This is a genomic window from Pseudomonas sp. 3JA, assembly GCF_036961705.1.
Lineage (GTDB): Bacteria > Pseudomonadota > Gammaproteobacteria > Pseudomonadales > Pseudomonadaceae > Aquipseudomonas > Aquipseudomonas fluorescens_Q.
The window spans coordinates 19,407-40,679 of the sequence record NZ_JBAMDJ010000007.1 but is presented as its reverse complement, the minus strand read 5'-3'; the positions used below and the strand labels follow the sequence as shown (position 1 = coordinate 40,679).

At 59.1% G+C, this 21,273-nt stretch carries 15 protein-coding genes; 5 read left to right on the top strand and 10 right to left on the bottom strand.

What is annotated here, in order from left to right; genetic code table 11:
• Positions 1 to 82 precede the first annotated feature (82 nt).
• Genes V7773_RS07345 through V7773_RS07335 form a run of 3 tightly spaced genes read right to left on the bottom strand, consistent with a single transcriptional unit; the run spans position 83 to position 1,855 of the window.
• Positions 83 to 754, bottom strand: a complete 672-nt coding sequence (locus V7773_RS07345) for a GNAT family N-acetyltransferase (RefSeq protein WP_336072849.1) — start codon at positions 752 to 754, stop codon at positions 83 to 85.
• A gap of 10 nt (positions 755 to 764) precedes the next feature.
• The gene (locus V7773_RS07340; protein ID WP_092147675.1) at positions 765 to 1,211 is read right to left on the bottom strand and encodes a GNAT family N-acetyltransferase; all 447 of its coding nucleotides are present in this window, start codon (positions 1,209 to 1,211) and stop codon (positions 765 to 767) included.
• Between the two features lie 2 nt (positions 1,212 to 1,213).
• Positions 1,214 to 1,855: an FMN-binding negative transcriptional regulator gene (locus V7773_RS07335; protein ID WP_336072848.1), complete on the bottom strand. Its 642-nt coding sequence runs from the start codon at positions 1,853 to 1,855 to the stop codon at positions 1,214 to 1,216.
• A gap of 100 nt (positions 1,856 to 1,955) precedes the next feature.
• On the opposite strand from V7773_RS07335, the gene pdxR reads away from it, so the two are divergent.
• A complete protein-coding gene (gene pdxR / locus V7773_RS07330) occupies positions 1,956 to 3,503 on the top strand; it encodes a MocR-like pyridoxine biosynthesis transcription factor PdxR (RefSeq protein ID WP_336072847.1) in 1,548 nt (515 codons plus the stop codon).
• Between the two features lie 34 nt (positions 3,504 to 3,537).
• Here pdxR and V7773_RS07325 read toward each other — a convergent pair whose 3' ends face one another.
• From V7773_RS07325 to V7773_RS07295, 7 genes are all read right to left on the bottom strand, one after another.
• Positions 3,538 to 8,139 (bottom strand): dermonecrotic toxin domain-containing protein, encoded by a 4,602-nt coding sequence (locus V7773_RS07325; RefSeq protein WP_336072845.1) that lies wholly within the window; start codon positions 8,137 to 8,139, stop codon positions 3,538 to 3,540.
• 171 nt (positions 8,140 to 8,310) lie between these two features.
• Positions 8,311 to 9,411, bottom strand: a complete 1,101-nt coding sequence (locus V7773_RS07320; RefSeq protein WP_336072843.1) for a polyamine ABC transporter substrate-binding protein — start codon at positions 9,409 to 9,411, stop codon at positions 8,311 to 8,313.
• Between the two features lie 11 nt (positions 9,412 to 9,422).
• Positions 9,423 to 10,454 carry a histone deacetylase family protein gene (locus V7773_RS07315; protein ID WP_336072841.1) on the bottom strand — a complete coding sequence of 344 codons (1,032 nt, stop codon included), beginning with the start codon at positions 10,452 to 10,454 and terminating at the stop codon, positions 9,423 to 9,425.
• 503 nt (positions 10,455 to 10,957) lie between these two features.
• Positions 10,958 to 13,135, bottom strand: coding sequence for a lipase family protein (locus V7773_RS07310; protein WP_336072840.1), 2,178 nt, complete (start codon positions 13,133 to 13,135; stop codon positions 10,958 to 10,960).
• Between the two features lie 12 nt (positions 13,136 to 13,147).
• Positions 13,148 to 13,918, bottom strand: a complete 771-nt coding sequence (locus V7773_RS07305) for a hypothetical protein (protein ID WP_336072839.1) — start codon at positions 13,916 to 13,918, stop codon at positions 13,148 to 13,150.
• On the bottom strand, positions 13,915 to 14,769 hold the full coding sequence (locus tag V7773_RS07300) for a DUF4123 domain-containing protein (protein WP_336072838.1): 855 nt from the start codon (positions 14,767 to 14,769) through the stop codon (positions 13,915 to 13,917). The genes V7773_RS07305 and V7773_RS07300 overlap by 4 nt, the downstream gene beginning before the upstream one ends.
• Complete coding sequence (locus tag V7773_RS07295; protein ID WP_336072837.1) at positions 14,766 to 16,829, bottom strand: type VI secretion system Vgr family protein; 2,064 nt, start codon at positions 16,827 to 16,829, stop codon at positions 14,766 to 14,768. The genes V7773_RS07300 and V7773_RS07295 overlap by 4 nt, the downstream gene beginning before the upstream one ends.
• A 428-nt stretch (positions 16,830 to 17,257) precedes the next feature.
• On the opposite strand from V7773_RS07295, the gene tssA reads away from it, so the two are divergent.
• Genes tssA through tssE form a run of 4 tightly spaced genes read left to right on the top strand, consistent with a single transcriptional unit; the run spans position 17,258 to position 21,270 of the window.
• Positions 17,258 to 18,814, top strand: a complete 1,557-nt coding sequence (gene tssA / locus V7773_RS07290; protein ID WP_336072836.1) for a type VI secretion system protein TssA — start codon at positions 17,258 to 17,260, stop codon at positions 18,812 to 18,814.
• A gap of 32 nt (positions 18,815 to 18,846) precedes the next feature.
• Entirely contained in the window at positions 18,847 to 19,350 is a 504-nt protein-coding gene (gene tssB, locus V7773_RS07285) for a type VI secretion system contractile sheath small subunit (RefSeq protein WP_092413345.1), read from the top strand.
• A gap of 25 nt (positions 19,351 to 19,375) precedes the next feature.
• Positions 19,376 to 20,851 (top strand): type VI secretion system contractile sheath large subunit, encoded by a 1,476-nt coding sequence (gene tssC / locus V7773_RS07280; RefSeq protein ID WP_336072835.1) that lies wholly within the window; start codon positions 19,376 to 19,378, stop codon positions 20,849 to 20,851.
• 8 nt (positions 20,852 to 20,859) lie between these two features.
• Complete coding sequence (gene tssE, locus V7773_RS07275; RefSeq protein ID WP_442963448.1) at positions 20,860 to 21,270, top strand: type VI secretion system baseplate subunit TssE; 411 nt, start codon at positions 20,860 to 20,862, stop codon at positions 21,268 to 21,270.
• The last annotated feature ends 3 nt before the right edge of the window (positions 21,271 to 21,273 follow it).

Sequence of the window (21,273 nt, the reverse complement as noted above, 5' to 3'; positions counted from 1 at the left end):
CGTGATGGTCGGGCGGTGATGTCGATTGTGCCGCCGCTATCGCGAGCAAGCTCGCGATAGCGGACCCTCAGTCACCCACACCCTATGACCGACACTCCGCCAACCCCCGCACCTGCCCACCCTCGCGCTGATTCTCCTCACTCAACCACCGCTCGAATCCCGCCCCAATCGCCGGCCATTCCGAGTCGAGCATCGAGTACCACGCGGTGTCGCGGTTCTGCCCCTTGACCACCATATGCTGGCGGAACACGCCTTCAAAGGTGAACCCCAACCGTTCGGCGGCGTATTTCGAGCGGGCGTTGCCGTTGTTGCACTTCCATTCCAGGCGGCGATAACCCAGGGCGAAAGACTCCTTGGCCAACAAGTACACCGCCTCGGTGCTCTTCGGCGAACGCTGCATCGGCGCGCCGAAGGTCACGTGGCCGATCTCGATGCGACCCTGGGCCGGGACGATGGACATCAGGCTGAGAATGCCCTGCACGTCGCCACTGGCGCGGTCGATCACGCTGAAGAAGTACGGGTCGGTATTAGCCGCATGATTGTCCAGCCAGGCATCGAAAGCGCCGCGGTCCTTGAACGGGCCGTAAGGCAAGTAATCCCAGAGCTTCGGGTCGGCCCCGGGACCTTCAAGGGCTTGCCACAGGCCGTCGGCATGGCGGGCCGGGTCGAGTTTTTCCAGGCGGATGAAACGCCCTTCGATCAGTTGCGTAGACGGCGCCGGGACACCTTTCCAATCGGCGAGTGAAGTCGACATGCTGCGCTCCTTACAGGGCTTTGCGAAATTGAATGAAGCCAGGACGTTCGGCGATGCGCTCGTAGAGCTGGATCGCGGTGGCGTTGGTTTCGTGGGTCAACCAGTGCACCTTGCAGCAACCATCGGCCTTGGCCGTGCGGTAGACGAACTCGATGAGCTGGCGGCCAATACCGGTGCCGCGGCTCTGTTGCGTCACCAGCAAATCTTGCAGGTAGCAGGAGTTTTCGATGCTCCAGTTCGAGCGATGGTAGATGAAATGCACCAGGCCCACCGCCGTGTCACCATTCCAGGCCAGGGCACCGTGGGTTGGCTCGCGGTCGTCGAGTAAACGCTTCCAGGTGCTTTGGCTGACCGCGTCCGGCAATTCGGTGTTGTAGAAACGCAAGTAGGCTTGCCACAACGGCAGCCAGGCGGCGTGATCGTCAGCGCTGACGAGGCGGATTTCGGTCTGGCTCATATTCACTCCTTGGACGATGGATCAGGCATCAGCCGCGCGAGCGTCTGGTCCTGCGGGTCGGGGCTGGCGGCGAGGCCGTTGCGCACGCCGGCGACATCCGCCGGGCTGCGGTTCTGGCTGAGCTTGCGCTTGCCCTCCAGGCGCTGGATCGGCAGGGCGAAGCCGACAATAGCCTTGAGCATGCTGTCGATGTACTCAGCCGGTGCATCGTCGATTGTCCACGGCTGGGCGCGACCGCTTTCGTGGCGATCGGTGAGGGCGCCGACCAGGTCGCGCAGACGATGAGGGTCGCTGAACACCTCGGCCGCGCCGTAGGCGTGCACCGCCACGTAGTTCCAGGTCGGCACGACTTTGCCGTGTTCGGCCTTGCTGGGGTAGAAACCCGGGCTCACATAGGCATCGGCCCCGGCGAAGATCACCAAGGCTTCGGCGCCGGCTTGCAGGTCGCGCCATTGTGGATTGGCCCGGGCCATGTGCCCGTAAAGGCTGCCATTGGGGCCCTGTTGCGTGTCCAGCAACAGCGGCAAGTGGCTGGCCTGCAAGCCGTGTTCACCGTGCGTGATCAATACGGCCAGACGGCAATCATTCATCATGCCATGCAGTTGGGGCAGGTCTTCGACGGCAAAGGCTTTTGGGTTGTACATGACGATTTTCCTTGGCGAATGGGAGCATCCTAGGCAGGCTATTGGTCTGTTGTAAGAGCCACTTATGACAAATTCGATAGGTCCATTTTCGAGGATCATCATGAACACCGCCGTACCACCCCTGTCGTTCAACCCCGCCGGAATCGAGCTGGACCGCCGTCAGGGGCTCAGTCGTCAGCTGTATCAGGCGTTACGCGCGCGAGTATTGGACGGGCGCCTGGCCAGTGGCACGCGTCTGCCCGCCAGCCGTGACCTGGCGGCGGCCTTGGCGATTTCCCGCAACAGCGTGGTGCGGGCTTACGACCAGCTCTATGCCGAGGGCTTCATCGAAGGGCGCGTGGGCGATGGGACTTATGTGGCGAAACTGTCTTCGACGACACTGCCGCTGAAAAACATATCCACAAAAATACCCACAGGGTTTTCAACAGGCTTACCCACAGCTTTATCCACAGATTGGCTCGATTTGCCTGTGGGCCCATCCAGTAAAGTTATCCACAGCGATGCCTTGAACCGCGTCGAAAAACACCATTTGCCCCAGCCGCCCAGTGGCCCACCCAAGGCGTTCAGGGTCGGCGTTCCGGCGTTCGATTTGTTCCCATTCGACGTCTGGGCCAAGCTGAATGCGGCTTTCTGGCGCAAGCCGGATCTGCAGCAACTGTGTTATGGCGACGCGCAAGGTGACGCACGCTTGCGCGGCCTGATCGCGGCCTACCTGCGCAGCTCCCGTGGCCTGCACTGCACCGCTGAACAAATTGTGATCACCAGCGGCGCGCAGCAGGGCATCAGCCTTTGTGCACAGCTGTTGGTGGACCCCGGCGACGTCGTGGCTGTGGAAAACCCGGGCTACCGCGCGGCCGGGCATGCGTTCGCCGTGGCCGGTGCCGAGGTGAAAGGCGTGCCGGTCGACAGCGAAGGCCTCGATTGTTCGGCGCTCGATACGTTGAGCCATTGTCGGTTGGCCTACGTCACGCCGTCCCATCAATACCCGACCGGGGTGGTCATGAGCCTCGCACGGCGGTTGGAGCTGCTGGCCTGGGCTGAACGCAACGATGGTTGGATCGTCGAGGACGACTATGACGGTGAATATCGCTACAGCGGTGCGCCGCTGGCACCCTTGGCGGCACTGGATCGCCAGGGCCGTGTGCTCTACGTCGGCACGTTCGGCAAAGTGGCGTTCCCGGCCTTGCGCCTGGGCTACCTGGTGTTGCCGCCGGGCCTGGTCAATGCGTTCGCCCGCCGCCGCGCCGTGGACGTGCGCCACTCCGAAGTCAGTACCCAAGCGGTGATGGCCGAGTTCATGGCCGCCGGACATTTCCAGCGGCACATCCGGCGCATGCGCCGCGCTGCGCTGGCCCGGCGTGATGCGCTGTTGGCCGGTTGGCCGAAATCGTTGAACGGCGTCGGCGCCATGCCCACGGTCGTCGCCGGATTGCACGTCACGGTGCCGGTGGACAACATCGAGCGCGAGCGCGAGCTGATCGCCCGGGCCACCGAAGCCGGCGTCGAGGTCAATGGCTTGAGCAGCTACTGGTTGCCTGCCACTGCCCCGACGCAGGTACGGGCGGGGCTGGTGCTGGGGTTCGCGGCGGTCCCACCAGCGACGATCGATGCCGCGCTGGCGCGTCTGGCGAAGGCCTGGCCGACATGAGCGCCGGGCGTCGACAGACGCCTGGCTTTGTCCGTCACGACAGTCGTTTTGGAAAGAACACCTCCTTGGCCTGGTCCACGGCGATTTCACTGCGGTAAAGATCGATCAGTTGCCGCTGGGTCAATTCCTTGGTCGAGTCGGCGGCCCGGCCCAGGCTGACTTGTTCCGGTGTTTTCAAACGCGCCGACAGATAAGCATGGGCAGGCGCCCAGTCAGTGGAATAACGGAAGTCGGCGAACCACAGCGTTTTGTTCTCTTTCAGGTCCTTGATCTCGTACCGGTCCAGATAGCCATAAACAGGACCTCGGAGGCGTTGCCGGTTCTTTTGCCGAGTGATGGAAATCTGGTTCCGGCTTTTTAGCCATATCAAGCCACTCATGGTCGGTGGCCGTTGTTTGATGACCTTGAGGATGCCTTCGAACCCTTCCTCATAAAGGGTCTTGGACGCCTGCTTGAGTGCTTTGCGGGTGGACTCGGCCAACTGCCGCTCCTGGGCCGACACACCCACCGTTTCGTTAGAGGCATTGTCCAGCGCCTTGGTGATCGCCACGGCGACTTTCTCCATGCGGCCTGCGTGTGCATTCAGAATCATCCCGATGCCGGTGGGTGATCGACTGGGTTTGTTGGCGTATTCCTGGATTTGCGTCTTGAACGCTGCCAGCCCGTCAATCAGGGCCTTGCCCTTGGTGATGCTGGTTGCCAGCGCAGGAACGGGCGCCGGCGCTTCGGCGATGACGTGAGGCACCCACTCACCAGTTTCCTTGCGATGAAACGTGGCAATGATTTTTTCTGAAAGCGGGTTTTTCACATCGACCCAGCCCGTCTCTTCCTTGGTTTTCGAGAGCCGGGGTTCGCCACTGACCAGACCCCAGAAACGCGCCCTGATGAACTTTTTCCGAGGCCGGGGGCGCTGCTCGTACGGGTTGCCGAGGCTGCGCCGGTTGCTTCGTTCATCGAGGGCCCAGGCCAGGTGACGGACTGCGCGTTTCTTGGTCTGGCCAATCTGCTTTATCAGTCGATTGAGTTCTGCCGGGCGCACACTGGCCTTATATTCATCGCCCAGGTATTCGAGATGTTCTTCGATGGCGGTGAACTGTTCCGTCAGGCTGCCAAATGCATCGATCTGTTCGTCCAGCCTGATCACACTTCGCTCCTCGATGGCGTCGTGCAGGCTTTGGAACGCAACCGTGATGTTATCGACCACTTGGTTGAGATCTGCCCACCCCTCAGGCACGGTGTGGATGCTATCGAGCGACAGGCAGAGGTGGCGATACATGTCCAACTGGATCAGGCGGATCGCATCGCTTTTGTAGGCCGGCATTTTCCCTCGGTGCTGGCGCAGGAATTCAAAGCCTTCGCGCCCCTGCTTCTTGAGTCGGTAGAAGCGGGTTTCCATGTAATCCAGGCGCTCGATCATGTCGTCACCGACCCGGATCATGGCGTCGGCAGCATCGACGTGTTGCTGCTCGATTTCCTCGATCGTCGAAGTGGCCATGTCCAGGGCTTCTCTCAGGGCGGGGGTGAAGCGAGCCTTCAGCGCGTCTATTTCCTCGAACGTGAAATTGATCTGCGCATTCAAGTAGCCGAGTCGGACTTGAGGCGCGTCGGGCCTTGATTGAAAGACCGGCCATTCGGTCAGGATCTTCAACGCTTCTTCGTAGCTTTCCCGTTGGGTCTTCAACGTACTCAAATAGATGATGCGTTTGAGCTCCTTGGCAGAGCCGGACGCCTTACCCAGCTCCTTGGCATCCATGGTCAGCAACTTCTGGCCTTCGATTTTCTTTTCTTCGAAGCGAGTCAACTGCGCCAGCAGCTGAGTGCCACGGCGCCTGGCATCGGCGATGACCTCCTGCCGGGCACCTTTCGATCCGCTACCGCGCAGACGCAGGCGCGTGTCGACATGCCATTCGCCGTGGGCATGGCGCATCAGCGCCGGCCCTGGGTGGGAGGGGTCTTTTTCGTCGACGATGGACACATGGTCCCCTTCCACTTTTACCTTGAACCACTTGTCGGCCATTTTGGCGAACCAATCATCGCCCTGTTGGTAGAGGCCCTTGAGCGGGCCTTCGCTCTTGAGCTGTTCGGCGTGCTCGGGCTTGTTGACGCTCAAGGGCCTGAGCAGCTTGGCATGCTCGCCGGACTTGCCCGCCAAGGCGCCACTGGAATGAATGGTGTCGTAGTGCTCGGCGGGCAGCCTGGTGTCCTTGGGCGGTATGAATTGCTCGATGATGGGCGCAGGCTTGGCCAGTTTTTCCAGCTCGGGCACGACCGGGGGGGCTTCTGTCACGCGGCTGCCAGTATTCTCCCGGGCGCGCTCGATGGCATGTGCGGTAATTGCCATGGCCATGTTCAGCAACAAGTCGACAAACGCTTCCCACGTGGCCTGACTGTCGGTTTCTTCGTCGCCTTGTGTCATCGTTTCAACGTCATCGAGGATTTGCCAAAGCCAGATGGCGGTGCCTACCGCAGCCCCGAGGTAGGGCAGGGCCAGGTTGAAAATCAACCAACTGGCCTGTTTGAAGGTTTCCCAGCGGTTCTCGCTATTGGACACAGACTGACGATCAGCGAGGGCGGTCAGGGCCTCGGCATTGGACCTGAACAACCGCGGCAGAAAATCCGCCCCTAGAGTCTGGTTGCTCAAGCTGACGGGGGCGCTGTTGGTCCACGAAGAGAAGGGGTCGGTGGCGAATTCGACGATCATCCAGGGCGAGGGGATCGGCCCGGAAAAGAGGTATCGGCTGTAGTTCTCGCGTACTCCGTCGGGCAGCCAGGCCAGCACCGATTGACGCAAGGAGGGAGTCTGCCGGATGGCGTAGATCAGATTGCTCGGCGTCGGATACTGGCACAGCTGCGGTTCCAGCAGCGGGCGATAGAGCACGCAGGGACCTGCATCGAAATCCTGCGGACCGATCACGAACATGTTGGTCACGACGTCCCCCGCAGTGCCCTGGGACTGGCCGGAGACGAAAGCCAGCTCGCGCATGACGATCGTCTGCCCGTCGACCTTGCGCTCGGCTTCGTCGGTCTCCATCACGGCGGCGATGTAACGGTAGCCGCGCTCGTCGATGTTGCAATCGCCGCGAATCTTGCTCTCCAGCGCCAGCATGGGTAACTGGATGCGTAGCTGAGCCGTGTAGAGATTTTCCCGGCGGGTCGATTCGACGGTATCGCCCAGTAGCTTGCTCTTGACCAGTTCGGGATAAACGCGACCGATATCGACCTTGGTCACCAGATTTTCGACGTAATCGACCGTCATCCATCCGGGCAGCTTGTCGCCGTCGAGAGACCGGACCACCTTGTCGCCAAGGGGCAGCGCAATCAGGTTCTGTAGCGCCAGGTCGACGAGGTTGAGCCGCGTGATCTCGATTTTGCCGGGAACAACGAAGGTGCCCCAGACGACGGGGCTGCGGATTTGCAGTTCGATCCGTTGCGGGTCGAGCGTCGCGGCGTCGGCATGCTCCGATTGCATCTGTTGTTTCAACGCGTTCAGCGCATAGTGTTTGATGGGGGGAATATCGTCCAGGTAGGTCTTGCCGGCATGGGAGCTGCTCAGCGCGGACAGGTTCTTCATGTGTTGGGCGAACAGGATCTGGTCGGACGTCGATGCTTGCTGGAGCCAGTCAGGCATCTGCTTCTCGTACCAGGCCGCATCAGGACCGGTGTCGGTCTGTGTGCCTCTGAGCGCGGGCTGCTCGCTGTCGTCGGCCATGAACCCTTTCAGGATCTCGGGAGAGCCCAGGATCTGTACCTGGGTGGCAATCAAGCCGCAGGCCTTGTGATCGAAAATGTTGCCTTCGGGCTCAAAGAAGCGCCACTGGATCTTCTTGCCCTCCACGTTGCCCAGATGATCAGGCAGGGTCTGCTCCAATGCTTGCAGCGAGTCGAACTTCTCGTAGCTGCGACGCAGCGAGTAGGCGAGGATGGTCTGTTTTTTGTCGACGGTTCCGATCAGCACCACCAGGGAGTTGTCGACCATGCGTGTCAACTTGTCGCCATCCACCTCATCGATGTCGATCAGGTACGCATGGGTGTCATAAGGGTCGTTGGTCTTGCGGTCCTGCAGGTCGGGGTACAGGAACAGTTGCCTGGCCATGGCACAGTCGGAGTCCGTCCAGCCCTTGACCTGCTTAACGTCCCAGAGTCTGTGCAGCAGGCTGGAGAGCTCATGCCAGCGCGGCGGCGCGGTGCCGATCGTGGCGTTCCAGTACACCAGTTGCTGTTCCTGGCAGGCGGACACCATGACGGGCGCGAGTTCATTGATCAGGCTGCCGATCTGAGCGATGCGCACCGGCAGGTGCACCTCGGGGGTCGTCAGTGGCAGGTGGGTCAGAAAGTGAAAGCCCTCTATTAGCAGCGTCGCATAGTCCTCATTCATCCGTGCCGCCAGCATGTTGCTGAGTGTCTGGTAACGCGTGGGCCGCTCAACGATCTGGCCGTCGACGATTTCCCAGTCCGGTTCACCGATCACAGTATTGTTCGGGTCCAGATGCAAATGGGGATAGAGCTTCTTGAGTGCACTGCGCAGAAGGGCGGCGGCTACCTCCGGCGAGGTCGGGCCGGCGAGTAACTGGTTGAGCACCGCGTCGCCAAGGCTGGCGTCGGGCGCGGCGGGTGTAGGGGTTAAGGGTTGGGTCATCTGAGTCTCCCTGTCTCGCGATACATGGCATGCCCAAAGCCGAACGCTTCGGGAACGCCATGCTAGGGCGCGGCAAAACAGGGAGGGTGGTAACTATGTATAGGGCGCAGTGTCAGCCCGGGTAAGAGGCCACCCTATCCCCGGGCCAGACAAACCTTGCTATAGGCAGAGCTACTGGCCCGACTTGATCCGCGTCCAGGCCCGTGTCCGTGCCCGCTCGGCGTCCCTTGGCAACGGCTGCAAGGTATAGAGCGTGGTCATCGCCGCCTCGGTCGGGTACAGATTGGGGTTGTTGCGGATCGCCGGGTCGACCATGTCCGTGGCGTCTTTGTTCGGGTTCGGATAGCCGACAAAATCACTGACCGGCGCGATCACCTGCGGTTGCAGCAAATAGTTGATAAACGCATAGGCGTCCCCTGGGTTGGAGGCGCCCTTGGGAATGGCGAGCATGTCGAACCAGATCGGCGCGCCTTCCTTGGGCAGGCGCATATCGACCGTCACACCGTTCTTGGCCTCCTTGGCGCGGTTGGCCGCCTGGGAAAAGCTGCCGGAGTAACCCACCGCCACGCAAATGTCGCCATTGGCGATGTCGGCCATGTACTTGGACGAGTGGAAATAGGTGATGTGCGGGCGAATCTTCATCATCAGCGCTTCGGCCTTGGCGTAGTCCGCCGGCTTCTTGCTGTTGGGGTCCAGGCCCAGGTGCTGCAAGGCCAGGGGCAGGATCTCCGACGGTGAATCGAGCAGCGCCACGCCGCACTGCTTGAGCTTGCTGATGTTCTCTTCCTTGAAGATCAGGTCCCAACTGTCCACCGGCGCGTTGTCGCCCAGGGCGGCCTTGATCTTGTCCGGGTTGAAGCCGATCAGGATGGTGCCGTACATGTAGGGCACGGCGAACTTGTTGCCCGGGTCGTTGGCTTCGATCAGCTTCATCAGCTTGGGATCGAGGTGGTTCCAGTTCGGCAGCTTGCTGCGGTCCAGGGGCTGGAACACCCCGGCCTCGATCTGCTTGGCCAGGAACACGTTGGACGGCACCACCACGTCATAGCCGGAATTACCCGTCAGCAGCTTGGCCTCCAGAGCCTCGTTGGTGTCGAAGATGTCATAGACCAGCTTGACCTGGCTGTTCTGGGCCTTGAAATCGTCCAGGGCCTTGGGCGTGATGTAGTCGAACCAGTTGTAGACGCGCAGGGTGCGCTCCTCGGCCTGGACAGCGCCGCAAAGCAGCGCGGCGCACACGGCTGGAGCCATAAAACGCTTGAGTCTATTCATGCTGTGATTCCTCATGGGGCGCTTTGGAAACCTTCAAGAACGTTCACGGCATTGATGCCGATTTCTGCCACCGCGTAGCCGCCTTCCATCACGAACAGCGTCGGCTTGCCGAGCGCCGCGATGCGCTTGCCCATCGCCAGGTAATCCGGGCTGTCGAGCTTGAATTGCGAGATGGGGTCGTCCTTGAACGTGTCGACACCCAGGGACACGACGATGACATCGGCGTCGTAACCCCGGATTTGCCCGCAGGCCTGCTCCAGCGCCGCGCTCCAGGTATCCCAGCCGGAGCCGGCTGGCAAAGGGTAGTTGAAATTGAAGCCCTCGCCGTCGCCCTCGCCATGCTCGTCGGCATACCCGAGGAAGAACGGAAACTCCGCCTCGGGGTGACCGTGGATCGAGGCGAACAACACGTCGCTGCGCTCATAGAAAATCGATTGGGTGCCGTTGCCGTGGTGGTAATCCACATCCAGGATCGCGACCTTCTGATGGCCCTGGTCGAGAAAGGCCTGGGCGGCGATGGCGGCGTTGTTCAAGTAGCAATAACCGCCCATCAAATCGCCAGCGGCGTGGTGCCCTGGCGGGCGGCACAACGCAAAGGCACTGCGCGCACCGCGCTGGATCTCCGCCTGGGCGGTGAGGGCCACTTGCGCAGCGCTGTAGGCCGCCTGCCAAGTACCGGCGGTAATCGGCGCACCGCCATCGAAGCTGTAATAACCCAACTGGCCGTGCAGGCTCGTGGGAATGACCGAGCGCAGCGTTCGCGCCGGCCAGGTGAAGGGCAACAAATCGCCGTCGCGGTTGTACTTGGCCCAACGGTCCCAGGCGCCTTTGAAGAATTCCAGATACGCCGCGCTGTGAATGCGCTGGATCGGCCCCAGGCCAAAATCCTGCGGCGCCTCCACCGGCCCCAGCCCCCGCGCCTTGACCCGCTCCAACACATGATCGGCCCGGGACGGCATCTCGAAGCAGGGCATCAATTGCCCATCCATCAACTCGCAACGCCCGTGGTGCAGGTGGTGATCGTCTGAGTAGATCGTCAGCATGTTTTTGTTCTCCGCAAGGCTGATTCGGCTGCTCACAGTCTTGCGGCGCGCGACGTTTCAGAGAACGGCAGGAGAGGCCAAAAGGGGATCGAAATGGCCAATAAGTTTGACCGTAAATCGCCCCTTGTTGGCGCGGGTGTGCGCAGGGTTGGGGCATGGCTGCTTCAATGGCGAGGCGGTGATCTTGTGGCGAGGGAGCTTGCTCCCGCTCGGCGGCGTAGCCGTCGCAGGTCGGTGAATGCGGTGTGCCCGGAAGAGGCTGGCTTAGAACGTTTGGAAAACGTAGCAGCGATCAGACTGCTCAGGGCAAGGGTGGGAGAGTAAATAAATGACCGGTCCCCCCCGAGACCGGCCATTCAGTGCATCGTTTCAATCATGGACACCCACCGCCAACCTCCTGTGGGAGCTTGCTCGCGATGGCGGCATCACATACATCCCCGGCCTGAAGGCGTACGCAGTCCATGACAAGGAAGCTTGCTCCCACTCGGCGGAGCAGCTGTCGCTCAGATGATGGAGTCGAGATCCAGCGTATAGGGTTTACCGATCGCATACCCATGGGCACCGCGGATCAATTCACCGTCGTCATCCAGGGTTGGTGCCATCGCCAGCTGCTCTGCCACTCTGTTCTCCGGGTGTGCCTGCCAGCGGGCCAGGTTGTGTGCCAGTTGCTCGGGTTGTTCCACCAGGCTTCCGTAAACGTCTTTTTCGCTGACCGACGCGGTGCGCAGCGTCGCCAGGCGCGCGCGGGTGTTGTGCAGCTTGTCGACCTCACGGATGAGCGCAATGTTGATGGCGCTTTCGCTACGCCCATTAGGCGCGCGCCGTCCTGCCAGGTAGCGCTCTTCATCGCGCAACTGTTGGGTAATCCGCGTCAGCGCATGATCGATCCACTCATATTCGCGTTTTGTCGCCAATGTGCTTCCCTCGATTTGCGCTTCCTGCCAGCGGCGCAAGGTCGCCCAGCAAGCGGGAATGTAGCTGGGGACCATGAAGTGATCACCGGTCTGGATGAGTTGGGCCAGTAAGGCCGGGCGGTCCGGTAGGCCATGTTTATGCTCGAGGACCACTTCGCAGGCGGCGTGTTGGGTGATGGTGTCGCAATGGGGCATCCACAGGATCGAAGACCGCTCCTTGCGATCGAACTCCACCGGCAGGAAGTGCCGCAAGATGCCGTGGTGTTCGTAGGGCTCGCCCGTCAGGTTGGTGATGCCCGCCACGAACACGGAAAGGCCGACCGGTACATTGGCGAACGTAAGGGCCAACCCTGTGCCATAAACACCGCTCTTGGTATTCATCCAACTGCCTGGGACGCTGGGTATCGGGTCGTTGTGGTTGACCATTCGGTAGTGCACCAGGGCTTCGGCGTTTTTTGTGAAGGTGGCGTCGGCGGCGCGGGGTGCGCCGTAGGTGTAGAGCTGGAGGGTGTAGCCTTCCGGTCTACGCCGCAGCATCTCTGAAAGTAGTAACGCCACCGCTCCCCCCAGGCTGTGACCACAGATCAGCAGTTTTTGCCCTGCATAAAATTTTTCCAGATAGCTCGTCACGAAGGCCGCAGTTTTTTTTGCTGCACCATAGAACCCTCGATGCACCTGGCCGACACCTTCTTCAAACGGCACCTGAAGCGCGTCCGCATCCCGCAGAAAGTCGGCGGACTGCTGGGTGCCACGTACCGCGATCAGGACCAACTCGTCATTGTGGGTGATGTAGGCCTGGGTATCAGTGCTTTCTTCCTTATCGGTATCGTCGAGAAAATGGACTTTGGCCGGATGTTCCTGATGTACGCCCAACTCCGGATCGTTGACTGCGTAGAGGGCCGGATCGAACGGTACGATCTCCAAGCGCTTGGAGTAGGGCACGTCTTCATACAGAGGGTAGTAGGGTTTTGTCTGCTCCGGATAGAACTCCCCGAGCTCTTCGAACTTGGCCAATGCGTCCGCGAACCAGTTGCCCACGCTTGGTTGCTCGGTGAAGCTCACCGGCGTTTTTATCGGAGCCTTGTCAGGTGTCTGGCCGAAGGGGCAATAGGTCAGGGTCGACATGAGCGCCAACTGGTACAAATTCAGCGCACAGAATTCGGGAGCGGTGGACAACATGGGCCGCAAGGCGCGTAACGGGCGAACTTCCAGCACCGTGTGTTTTTGTGGCATCAACGCTACGCCGAGCTTGCCATGTTCGCCCATCAGCCGTGCCGGTCCTGCAGGAAGTGGGTAATGGCGGTACACCTCGGGGGGCAAATGTGCGACGTGTTTGACCAGGTGCCGTACTTCCACCTGGAAGAAATCGTCTGCGCAGGTTTGTGCGGGATTTTCCCGGGTGCGTGTGGCGTTTGGGTTCAGGTAGCGGGTCTGCTCGGCGCGGACTTGTAGTTCGGTGATTTGGAGGGGGTAGTGGGGTCTTGTTTGTAGAAATGAGTAGATATCTTCAAAACCCTGATACTTCTGAGCAAAAAGCAGGACAATCGGCCCCGCATGGTGGTTGGTAACCTTGCCAGCACCCATGACATCCAGGTTGCCAGGGTACTCTTGTCCTTCTGAATCGGTAGCGACATAAGCCAGCCCTGCATAAGGCTCGCCAGAGCCAAACTCATCGACGAGCTGAAAACTGCTCCACTTACCCCCCACAGGGCAGGTCAGATTGCGATGGCTCAGCCGTGACTCTAATTCTTTTTGCAATGACGTCATACGCGAATCTCCTTATTCCGTACAACCGGGGTAAATAGTGCATTTCTGTCCGTCGGGCATTTGAAAACCGCTGAAGTCCTGGTAATTGCCATAACAAAATGCGTATTGGTCCTCAAAGTGTTTGCCCATGCAGCGTTTCCAACCGTTAGGCACCTTCACCCAAGTGTCACCAATGGCGGGTCTTTCCTCGTCCGCCAATTTGATCTTCATCGTCACGGTTTTACCCGGTAGTTGGTCAAGGGTGTACGCCGCGAAAGGACGCCCACGCCCAAGCTCGCCCTGCGGGTTGGTTTTTTTGCAGTCGAGGATTTTTCTGAGAATGCGGGGCTTGCCTGAGGTACGGAATAACCACTGGCATTGGCCGTAAAAAGTGCTTTCACCCGCTTCGCTGAACGTGCCTTTGTATTGCGTTTCCAGCTCATCGCGAATAACGACGTTGGCCGTATCTTGACTGATATCACTCCAATCCTTGCCATAGGCGGAGTTGATTTCGAGCTCAATGCGATTGATCACCAGTGGGCAACCCATACGGGTTCGGCGAATAACGATTTCGGAATCAGCTTTGTATGCCTTGCGCCACTCCCTATTGAACACCGGTGCCTTGTTATACCGGGTCTCGACGGTGCAGGTTTCGCCTGGGGCGGGCACGTAGTACACCGCCGCCTGATAGGCAAAGTCAGGCGGCAAATCTGCCGTAAAAGTAAACGTGTTCGGCTGTGTGTTGGCACAACCTGCCGTCATCGCCAGGCCGATCAAACTTGCAATGCACAAAGCCTGTTTCATGGCGGCGTATCTCCCTGCCAAAACGCTGCCGTCAGGCGCACCCGTTCAAAATGCTCATCGGGGCTTTCAGCTGAACGTACTTGCCAGTACGGCGCCAGCGCCTGGGCGGGTGTTTGCAGGCGCTGAGTCAGTAAAAACTCCAACTGCTCGGGCGCCTGCCAGTGCCAGGCCTCGGCCTGTTCGAGCGTGGCACGCAACCACGCCACCGGGTCCTGTTGCTCGGCAAGGGAGGCGAAGGCCTGGACATGCTCGGCCAACAGGAAGCGGCGGGCATTGAGGAGGCGCGTCTGCATCGCTTGCTGCGGAGTAACAGGCACCTGCAGCCAAAGAGGCGAATCGGGTAGCGGATATGCCCCCGGAGCCGGGTTATAGGTGCTTGCCCAGCAAGTGCCCTGCCAATAGCAGACACTGATCGCTGGCCCGAGATAGGCCGGATAGGCTTCAACGGGCAGGTGCTGGAGCGCCCGGGCCAAGACACGGTTGTCATGGAAGCGGTACAGCGCCTGATGGGGGCGCTCTCCGATGATCAGCCGTTCACGCCAGTGTTCCACCAGTGTTGGCAGGCCCTCTTTGGGAAGGCTGGCGAGCCATCCCCAGCGGCTGTCCGGCCGGTCGATCAATTCATTGATGTGTTCGTCGCCGGGCCGATCGAAGGTGAAGACAAAGGGTCCGGCGTCAGCGAGGTCGGAGACCGGCGTTTGGCTGTACACGCTCAGGTACTGGTCGGGGCGACTGCTCTTGAGCAATGCCTGTCGCGTGTGGTGCTCATTTTCTGAGTCCAGGACGACACACAGGGTGTGGCCGAGGCGTTGTTGTTCGATCAACCATTGATGGGGGAGTGAGCGAGTCATGCGGCGGCGATTTCCATTGGGCAGAGACCCTCTCGGCAGGCCTCGCAGATCGGACAAAAGTCCAATCCCGCTGCTTTGCTGGCCGTTATCAGAGCGCGTTGAGTGGGGGCGAGTAGTGGGACTGGAACCGCCAAGGGGTCCGTCAAGCCAGGCGTGAATGATGAAGCGGTAGCGCCGGCCATGGGGGCGCCGCCGAGCTGGATTTCACTGCTGCTGTAGATACCGCTGTGGTTGATCAGGATGTGCTGGCCCCCGGCTTTCAAACTGAGAGAGACACCTGCTTCAAGGACCACATGAGCGCCGGCCTTGATATGTATTTGCTGCCCGGCTTCGACGGCCAGTGTCTGATCGACACAGGTATGGCGGTTGGCGACGCGCAGGTAGTCATTGCCTTCGACCTGGACCGTACGGTCGGCGGCGGTGGTCCGATGTTCCTCGGCGTGCAGGGCGGTGATGCTGTTGCCCCTGATGGTCTCCCGCCGCTCGTTGCCAATCTCCAGTCGGCTGTCGTTTTCGATCTTCTGTTCCATATCGCGCTGGGCCCGCAGATAGATCAGCTCCTGACCAGCGCGGTCTTCCAGGTGCAGCTCGTTGAAGCCTTTGTTGCCCGGCGAGCTGCAAGAACGAAATACGGTGCGGGTCTTGTGCGCAGGCAACGGGTAGGGCGTAGCGTTGGCGCTGTTGGTCAGGCATCCACTGATCAAGGGCTTGTCGGGATCACCTTCGATGAAGGTTACCAACACCTCCATGCCCACCCGCGGAATCGTGACGCCTCCGTAGCGGTTGCCCGTCCAATTGGAGGCGACTCGTAACCAACAGCTGCTGCCGTCGTCGAAGTCCCCCGTCCGATCCCAGAAAAACCTGACTTTGACCCGGCCATACAGGTCGCAGTGGATCTCTTCACCCTTGGGCCCCGTGACGATTGCCGTCTGGCTGCCCCATACACGTGGCTTTTGGTAAACCCGTTGCGAACGAAAAGTCGCATCCCAAGGCGTGGCAACGAAGTGATTGCGATAGCCCTGATTGAAATGGTCTCCCGTCCTGCCAGTGTCGCTGAGGGTGATTTCCTCCAGCACCTGCGGCTGTTTGCCTTCGTGATGCACTTCGGTCAGGAGCCATAGATCATTCCATTCCTGACGAGGGTGCCCGCTCAATGTCAGGAAGTGCCCCGTCGTCAGTGCCGGCTGATCACTCTTTCCTTCGGCCTGGCGGTAGTCGATGCGATGGCGTTCCAGGGCTCGCCGGCTCAATAACCTGCCGCGTTTTTCCTGGGTAAAGTCGCCCGGATAATCATAGGCCTCCAAGTCTGGTCGGATTTTTTCGATGCCGGGCTGACAGCTGCTCTCCAGCAGGAATGTCGACTTCTTGAAGTCGTAATCACGGCACGTGACGCGGCTGGTCCGGGTCTCCAGTCGCAGGCCAAATCGATGAATAACCGGCTCGTCGTCAACCATGCCGCTGCCGTGTTTATAAACAGTGCGGTGCTCAAGTCGGGGAAATACGGTCTGGTCATCACCAAATACCAGGTGATGGCTCGATTCACTGTGCTGGAAATGATAATGCAGGCCTTCTTCGTGACACAGGCGTTCAATGAAGTGCAAGTCGGATTCGCGATACTGCACGCAGTAGTCACGAGGCGAATAACTTGCACTTAACTGGAAGCGATGGGCGTCGGTGAGAATACCGTGCTCCTTGAGGATCGATGTGATGATCTGCGGCACACTGACGTGTTGAAAAATGCGTTGGTTGGTGCGGTGTTCCAAGTAAGCCAATCGTGGAACCAGTCTTATCTTGTAATGCGTCAGGCGTTTTCCGGTGTCTCCTTGTACAACACGATAGATCAGCCCGTGAACACCGCTTCCCTGTTTGTTGAATGCAAGAAATGCCTGCTGGTTTAACAAGCATTCCAGATCCATATCGCTTTGTTCGCTGACGAGTTCGATATCAAACGAATAAGGTGTGCTAATGGCTTCGAAGCCTTCGAAGGCCAACACTTGGAGGTCATGTTCGAGGTCAGGAATTGTGAGATGAAAGTTTCGCAAATCAGAAGTGTGGAACATTCGCAGGTCCTTGGGCGTTGGCTTTGACTCCTGATTGCATTGAAGCAGTCTTGATGGGGGGAACGTGCAGAGACTTGTAAAAAAAGAAAAGGATGTAGGAGTTTTCTTCGCAGCAAGTAGGGACTTGAGAATGAAATGATTTGAAGTGATTTTAGTTGGGTCGATGGAGTTTGGAACTTGACAGAGAAAATTTGCATTGGGAGTTTCAGTATGGCTAATTTTTTGAAAAAAAAGGAAAGATCCTACTTTTTTATTTTTAAAGCTTTGGCATTCTTCGCTGCGTTCCGCTGGTTGGGGGTGTGAGTTTTGAGTTGTGCCGGATTGCATTTGGTAAAACTTCCTACAAGCGAAATCGAATATTTACCTTGAATAACCATATTGCCAAAACTGCCCATGTCACAAATTGAATTTTCTTAACAGGGTCGTGAATGTCGTATTCCGGAAAGCTGTCCGCCCATTATCTGGCTCTCGCCAAAACGCCCATCTCCAAAGAGGGTTTTGCGGGTGCGGACGTGCGTTTTTCGAATGAATACGAGGCGTTGGAAAGCGAGCTGGGCAAAGCCCAGTCGATGCACGAAAGCGGTCAGGTCGACTGGCTGAAGATCCGTGAAGGAAGTGAAGCGCTACTGCGTAGCCAGTCGAAGGACTTGCGGGTGGCGGCCTGGCTGGTTTGGGCGCTGTATCAGCGCGAATCTTTCCAAGGGCTGCTGGCAGGTCTCTGTCTTTTGCACCACTTGTGTAAAAACCATTGGCCTGACATTCATCCGATCAAAAATCGAACCCGTGCCGCCAGCATCAATTGGTTGGTGCCTCGCCTGGAGCAGGCGTTGGGTGATGACATTGCGATCAAGGAGCAACTGCCGCTGTTCCGCCTTCTGACAGAGCAACTTGAAGGACTCGATACCGTTTGCACCGCCCACTTGGGTGACGACGCGCCTTTGCTGCTCCCGTTGTGTCGGCGCCTCAACACGATGATCCAGCGTGCCACTGACAACCTGCCGCAGGCGGGTGCCATTGGGACGGTAGTGGCTCAGGTGAAGCAAGTTGCTAGCCAACTGCTCATGCCTGGTGCTCCGATTGAAAACGAAAAAGAAGCCCACAAGGCCCTGCGTGCCCAGCAGGAGAACGCGGGGTCGTTATGCAACTGGTGGCTCAAACAAAAAGCTACCGACGTTCGGGCCCTGCGCCTGAATCGTACGTTGACCTGGCTGACCATTGACGTCATGCCCGAGCGCAACGCCGAGCAGATCACGCAGCTGCGTGGGGTGCCGGCGGACAAACTCAAGACTTATCAGGACAGTCTCCACCAAGGCGATTACGCGAACCTGTTGGTGGAGATCGAGGCCAGCCTGGCGAAGGCTCCGTTCTGGCTCGACGGTCAGCGGCTTGCCTGGGAGTGCTTACAAGGGTTGAACGCCGAGTTGGCCATGGGTGAAGTGGAGGTTCATTTCGCGCTATTCATCCAGCGCCTGCCGGGGGTTATCGAATTGCGCTGGCATGACGGTACGCCGTTCGCCGATCCCGCCACGCGGGCGTGGATAGCGTCCCAGGTCATGCCTCACCTGCAAAAACCTGGCGCGGCGCCCGAAATCGATACCACCCACAACGATGCGCCTTGGGAACTGACACTGGAAGAGGCCCAGTCGATCCTGTCCACGGATGGCCTCAAACCCGCCGTCCAGTTACTCAAGCAAGGCATGCAAAACGCTCGTGGGGCACGCGAGTGTTTCCTCTGGCGGTTCGCGATGGCTCGCTTGTGCTTCTCGGCGAGGAAATACGAACTCGCGAAAGTCCAGCTCGAGGTCCTCGACCAGACATTGCAACACGCCGGTCTGAATACCTGGGAGCCCACCCTGGAGTTACAGGTGCTGCATTTGTTGCACAGCTGCTGCGAGTTATTGCCTCAGAACCACGTCATACGCGAGTGCAAGGAAGAGACCTATCGCAGGTTGTGTCACCTCGACCTGGAACGGGTCATTGAATAGGCCTTCGGGTCCAAAATTGTCAGGAGAAAGTCATGGCCAAAGAAGGCTCGATCGCCCCCAAGGAACGCATCAACGTCACCTTCAAACCTGCCACCGGCGGTGCCCAGGAAGACATTGAACTGCCGTTGAAACTATTGGCGATCGGTGATTACACCCACCGCAGGGATGAACGCAAGATCGAGGATCGCAAGCCGATTGGCATCGACAAGATGACCTTCGACGAAGTGTTGGCCAAGCAGGAGCTGAACCTGACCCTCAGCGTACCGAATCGTCTTCAGGAAGAAAGCGAAACTGAAGAGCTGGCAGTACAGCTGCGTGTGAACTCGATGAAGGATTTCAATCCGGCGAGTCTGGTCGAGCAAGTGCCGGAGCTCAGCAAACTGATGGAGTTGCGTGACGCCCTGGTGGCGCTCAAAGGGCCATTGGGTAACGCGCCAGCGTTTCGCAAGGCCATCGAAGGCGTACTCGGCAATGACGATTCCCGCCGTCGCGTACTGGATGAGCTGGGTCTGAACTCCGCAGCGAAGAACGCTTGATTATTTCAGCCAAGGAAGCCGAGACATGAGTACTCATGCCCTACAGCAGCAAAGCCCGGACAGCGCTGATTACAGCATTCTTGAGAACATCATCGCCCAGACTCGCCTGACCCCGGACGATGACGCCTACGACATTGCCAGGCGAGGCGTGTCTGCGTTCATCGAAGAGTTGCTCAAGCCGCAAAACAGCGGCGAGCCGGTCAAGAAGGCCATGGTTGATCGCATGATCGCCGAGATCGACGCCAAGCTCAGTCGCCAGATGGACGAAATCCTCCACCACCCACAGTTCCAGGCCTTGGAGTCGGCATGGCGCGGTTTGCAGTTGCTGGTGGACCGCACCAACTTCCGCGAAAACATCAAGATAGAAATGCTCAACGTCTCCAAGGACGATTTGCTGGACGACTTCGAGGATTCGCCAGAAGTCATGCAGTCAGGCCTTTACAAGCATATCTACACCGCTGAATACGGTCAGTTTGGCGGGCAGCCGGTGGGTGCGGTCATCGCTAACTACTTCATGTCGCCAAGCTCGCCGGACGTGAAGTTGATGCAGTACGTGTCCAGTGTCGCCTGCATGTCCCATGCGCCGTTCATCGCCGCGGCCGGTCCGACATTCTTTGGTCTGGAAAGCTTTACTGGCCTGCCGGACCTCAAGGACTTGAAGGACCACTTCGAAGGTCCGCAGTTCGCCAAGTGGCAGAGCTTCCGTCAATCGGAAGATGCTCGCTATTTTGGGCTGACCGTACCGCGCTTCTTGTTGCGCACCCCCTATGATCCGCAAGAGAACCCGGTCAAGTCATTCGTCTACAAGGAAACCGTTGCCAATAGCCACGAGCACTACTTGTGGGGCAATACGGCATACGCGTTCGGTACGAGACTGACCGACAGCTTTGCCAAATTCCGCTGGTGCCCGAATATCGTTGGCCCCCAAAGCGGTGGCGCGGTTGAAGACCTGCCGTTGCACCACTTCGAAAGCATGGGTGAGATCGAAACCAAGATCCCGACCGAAGTGCTGGTGTCCGACCGACGCGAATACGAGTTGGCCGAGGAAGGCTTCATCTCCCTGACCATGCGCAAAGGTAGTGACAATGCCGCGTTTTTCTCCGCCAGTTCCGTGCAGAAGCCGAAGTTCTTTGGTAACGGCGCCGAGGATAAGCATGCCGAGCTGAATTACAAGCTTGGCACCCAGTTGCCCTACATGATGATCGTCAATCGACTGGCTCACTACTTGAAGGTTCTGCAGCGCGAGCAACTGGGGTCATGGAAGGAGCGCACGGACCTGGAGCGTGAACTCAATAACTGGATTCGCCAATACGTGGCCGACCAGGAGAACCCTAGCGCCGAAGTTCGTGGCCGCCGTCCGCTGCGCGCAGCGAAGATCATTGTCAGCGACGTTGAAGGTGAACCAGGTTGGTATCGCGTAGGCCTGAACGTACGGCCTCACTTCAAGTACATGGGGGCCGATTTCACGCTGTCGTTGGTTGGCAAGCTGGACAAGGCGTAGGCGCGCTGATGATGTATGGCAGCCTTTTCGAGCGCCTGGCCGGTGATTTAGATAAGCGCACGGGTTTGAGTCGTGAGATGTGTGTCGTGACATCGGTGGCTGCGCATCTGGCCAAGATGCTCAGTACCCGGGCGGGTAGCGTGCAGACGCTATCCGATTATGGGCTGCCGGATCTTAATGACACGCGCTTGAGCTTGCACGACGCAGGAAGCCAGGCCCGCAAGGCGATCGAGGCGTTCATCAAGGTCTACGAGCCACGCCTCAGGAACGTCTGTGTCGTTTCAATACCAAGTCATGCCGATCCGCTTCGCCTGTCCTTCAGCATCGACGCTTTGCTGGATGTGGAGGGGGTCAGGCGACAGGTCAGTTTTTCCGCGTGCCTGGACGGCAGCGGTCAGGTCAAGGTCAGACAAGGATAGCCA

Excerpts from the sequence above, each read along its gene's own strand:
- V7773_RS07295 (WP_336072837.1), bottom strand. The coding sequence starts at position 16,829 with ATGTTCCACACTTCTGATTTGCGAAACTTTCATCTCACAATTCCTGAC.
- V7773_RS07340 (WP_092147675.1), bottom strand. The coding sequence starts at position 1,211 with ATGAGCCAGACCGAAATCCGCCTCGTCAGCGCTGACGATCACGCCGCC.
- V7773_RS07320 (WP_336072843.1), bottom strand. The coding sequence starts at position 9,411 with ATGAATAGACTCAAGCGTTTTATGGCTCCAGCCGTGTGCGCCGCGCTG.
- V7773_RS07305 (WP_336072839.1), bottom strand. The coding sequence starts at position 13,918 with ATGAAACAGGCTTTGTGCATTGCAAGTTTGATCGGCCTGGCGATGACG.
- V7773_RS07315 (WP_336072841.1), bottom strand. The coding sequence starts at position 10,454 with ATGCTGACGATCTACTCAGACGATCACCACCTGCACCACGGGCGTTGC.
- V7773_RS07300 (WP_336072838.1), bottom strand. The coding sequence starts at position 14,769 with ATGACTCGCTCACTCCCCCATCAATGGTTGATCGAACAACAACGCCTC.
- pdxR (WP_336072847.1), top strand. The coding sequence starts at position 1,956 with ATGAACACCGCCGTACCACCCCTGTCGTTCAACCCCGCCGGAATCGAG.
- V7773_RS07345 (WP_336072849.1), bottom strand. The coding sequence starts at position 754 with ATGTCGACTTCACTCGCCGATTGGAAAGGTGTCCCGGCGCCGTCTACG.
- V7773_RS07310 (WP_336072840.1), bottom strand. The coding sequence starts at position 13,135 with ATGACGTCATTGCAAAAAGAATTAGAGTCACGGCTGAGCCATCGCAAT.
- V7773_RS07335 (WP_336072848.1), bottom strand. The coding sequence starts at position 1,855 with ATGTACAACCCAAAAGCCTTTGCCGTCGAAGACCTGCCCCAACTGCAT.
- tssA (WP_336072836.1), top strand. The coding sequence starts at position 17,258 with ATGTCGTATTCCGGAAAGCTGTCCGCCCATTATCTGGCTCTCGCCAAA.
- tssE (WP_442963448.1), top strand. The coding sequence starts at position 20,860 with ATGATGTATGGCAGCCTTTTCGAGCGCCTGGCCGGTGATTTAGATAAG.
- V7773_RS07325 (WP_336072845.1), bottom strand. The coding sequence starts at position 8,139 with ATGACCCAACCCTTAACCCCTACACCCGCCGCGCCCGACGCCAGCCTT.
- tssC (WP_336072835.1), top strand. The coding sequence starts at position 19,376 with ATGAGTACTCATGCCCTACAGCAGCAAAGCCCGGACAGCGCTGATTAC.
- tssB (WP_092413345.1), top strand. The coding sequence starts at position 18,847 with ATGGCCAAAGAAGGCTCGATCGCCCCCAAGGAACGCATCAACGTCACC.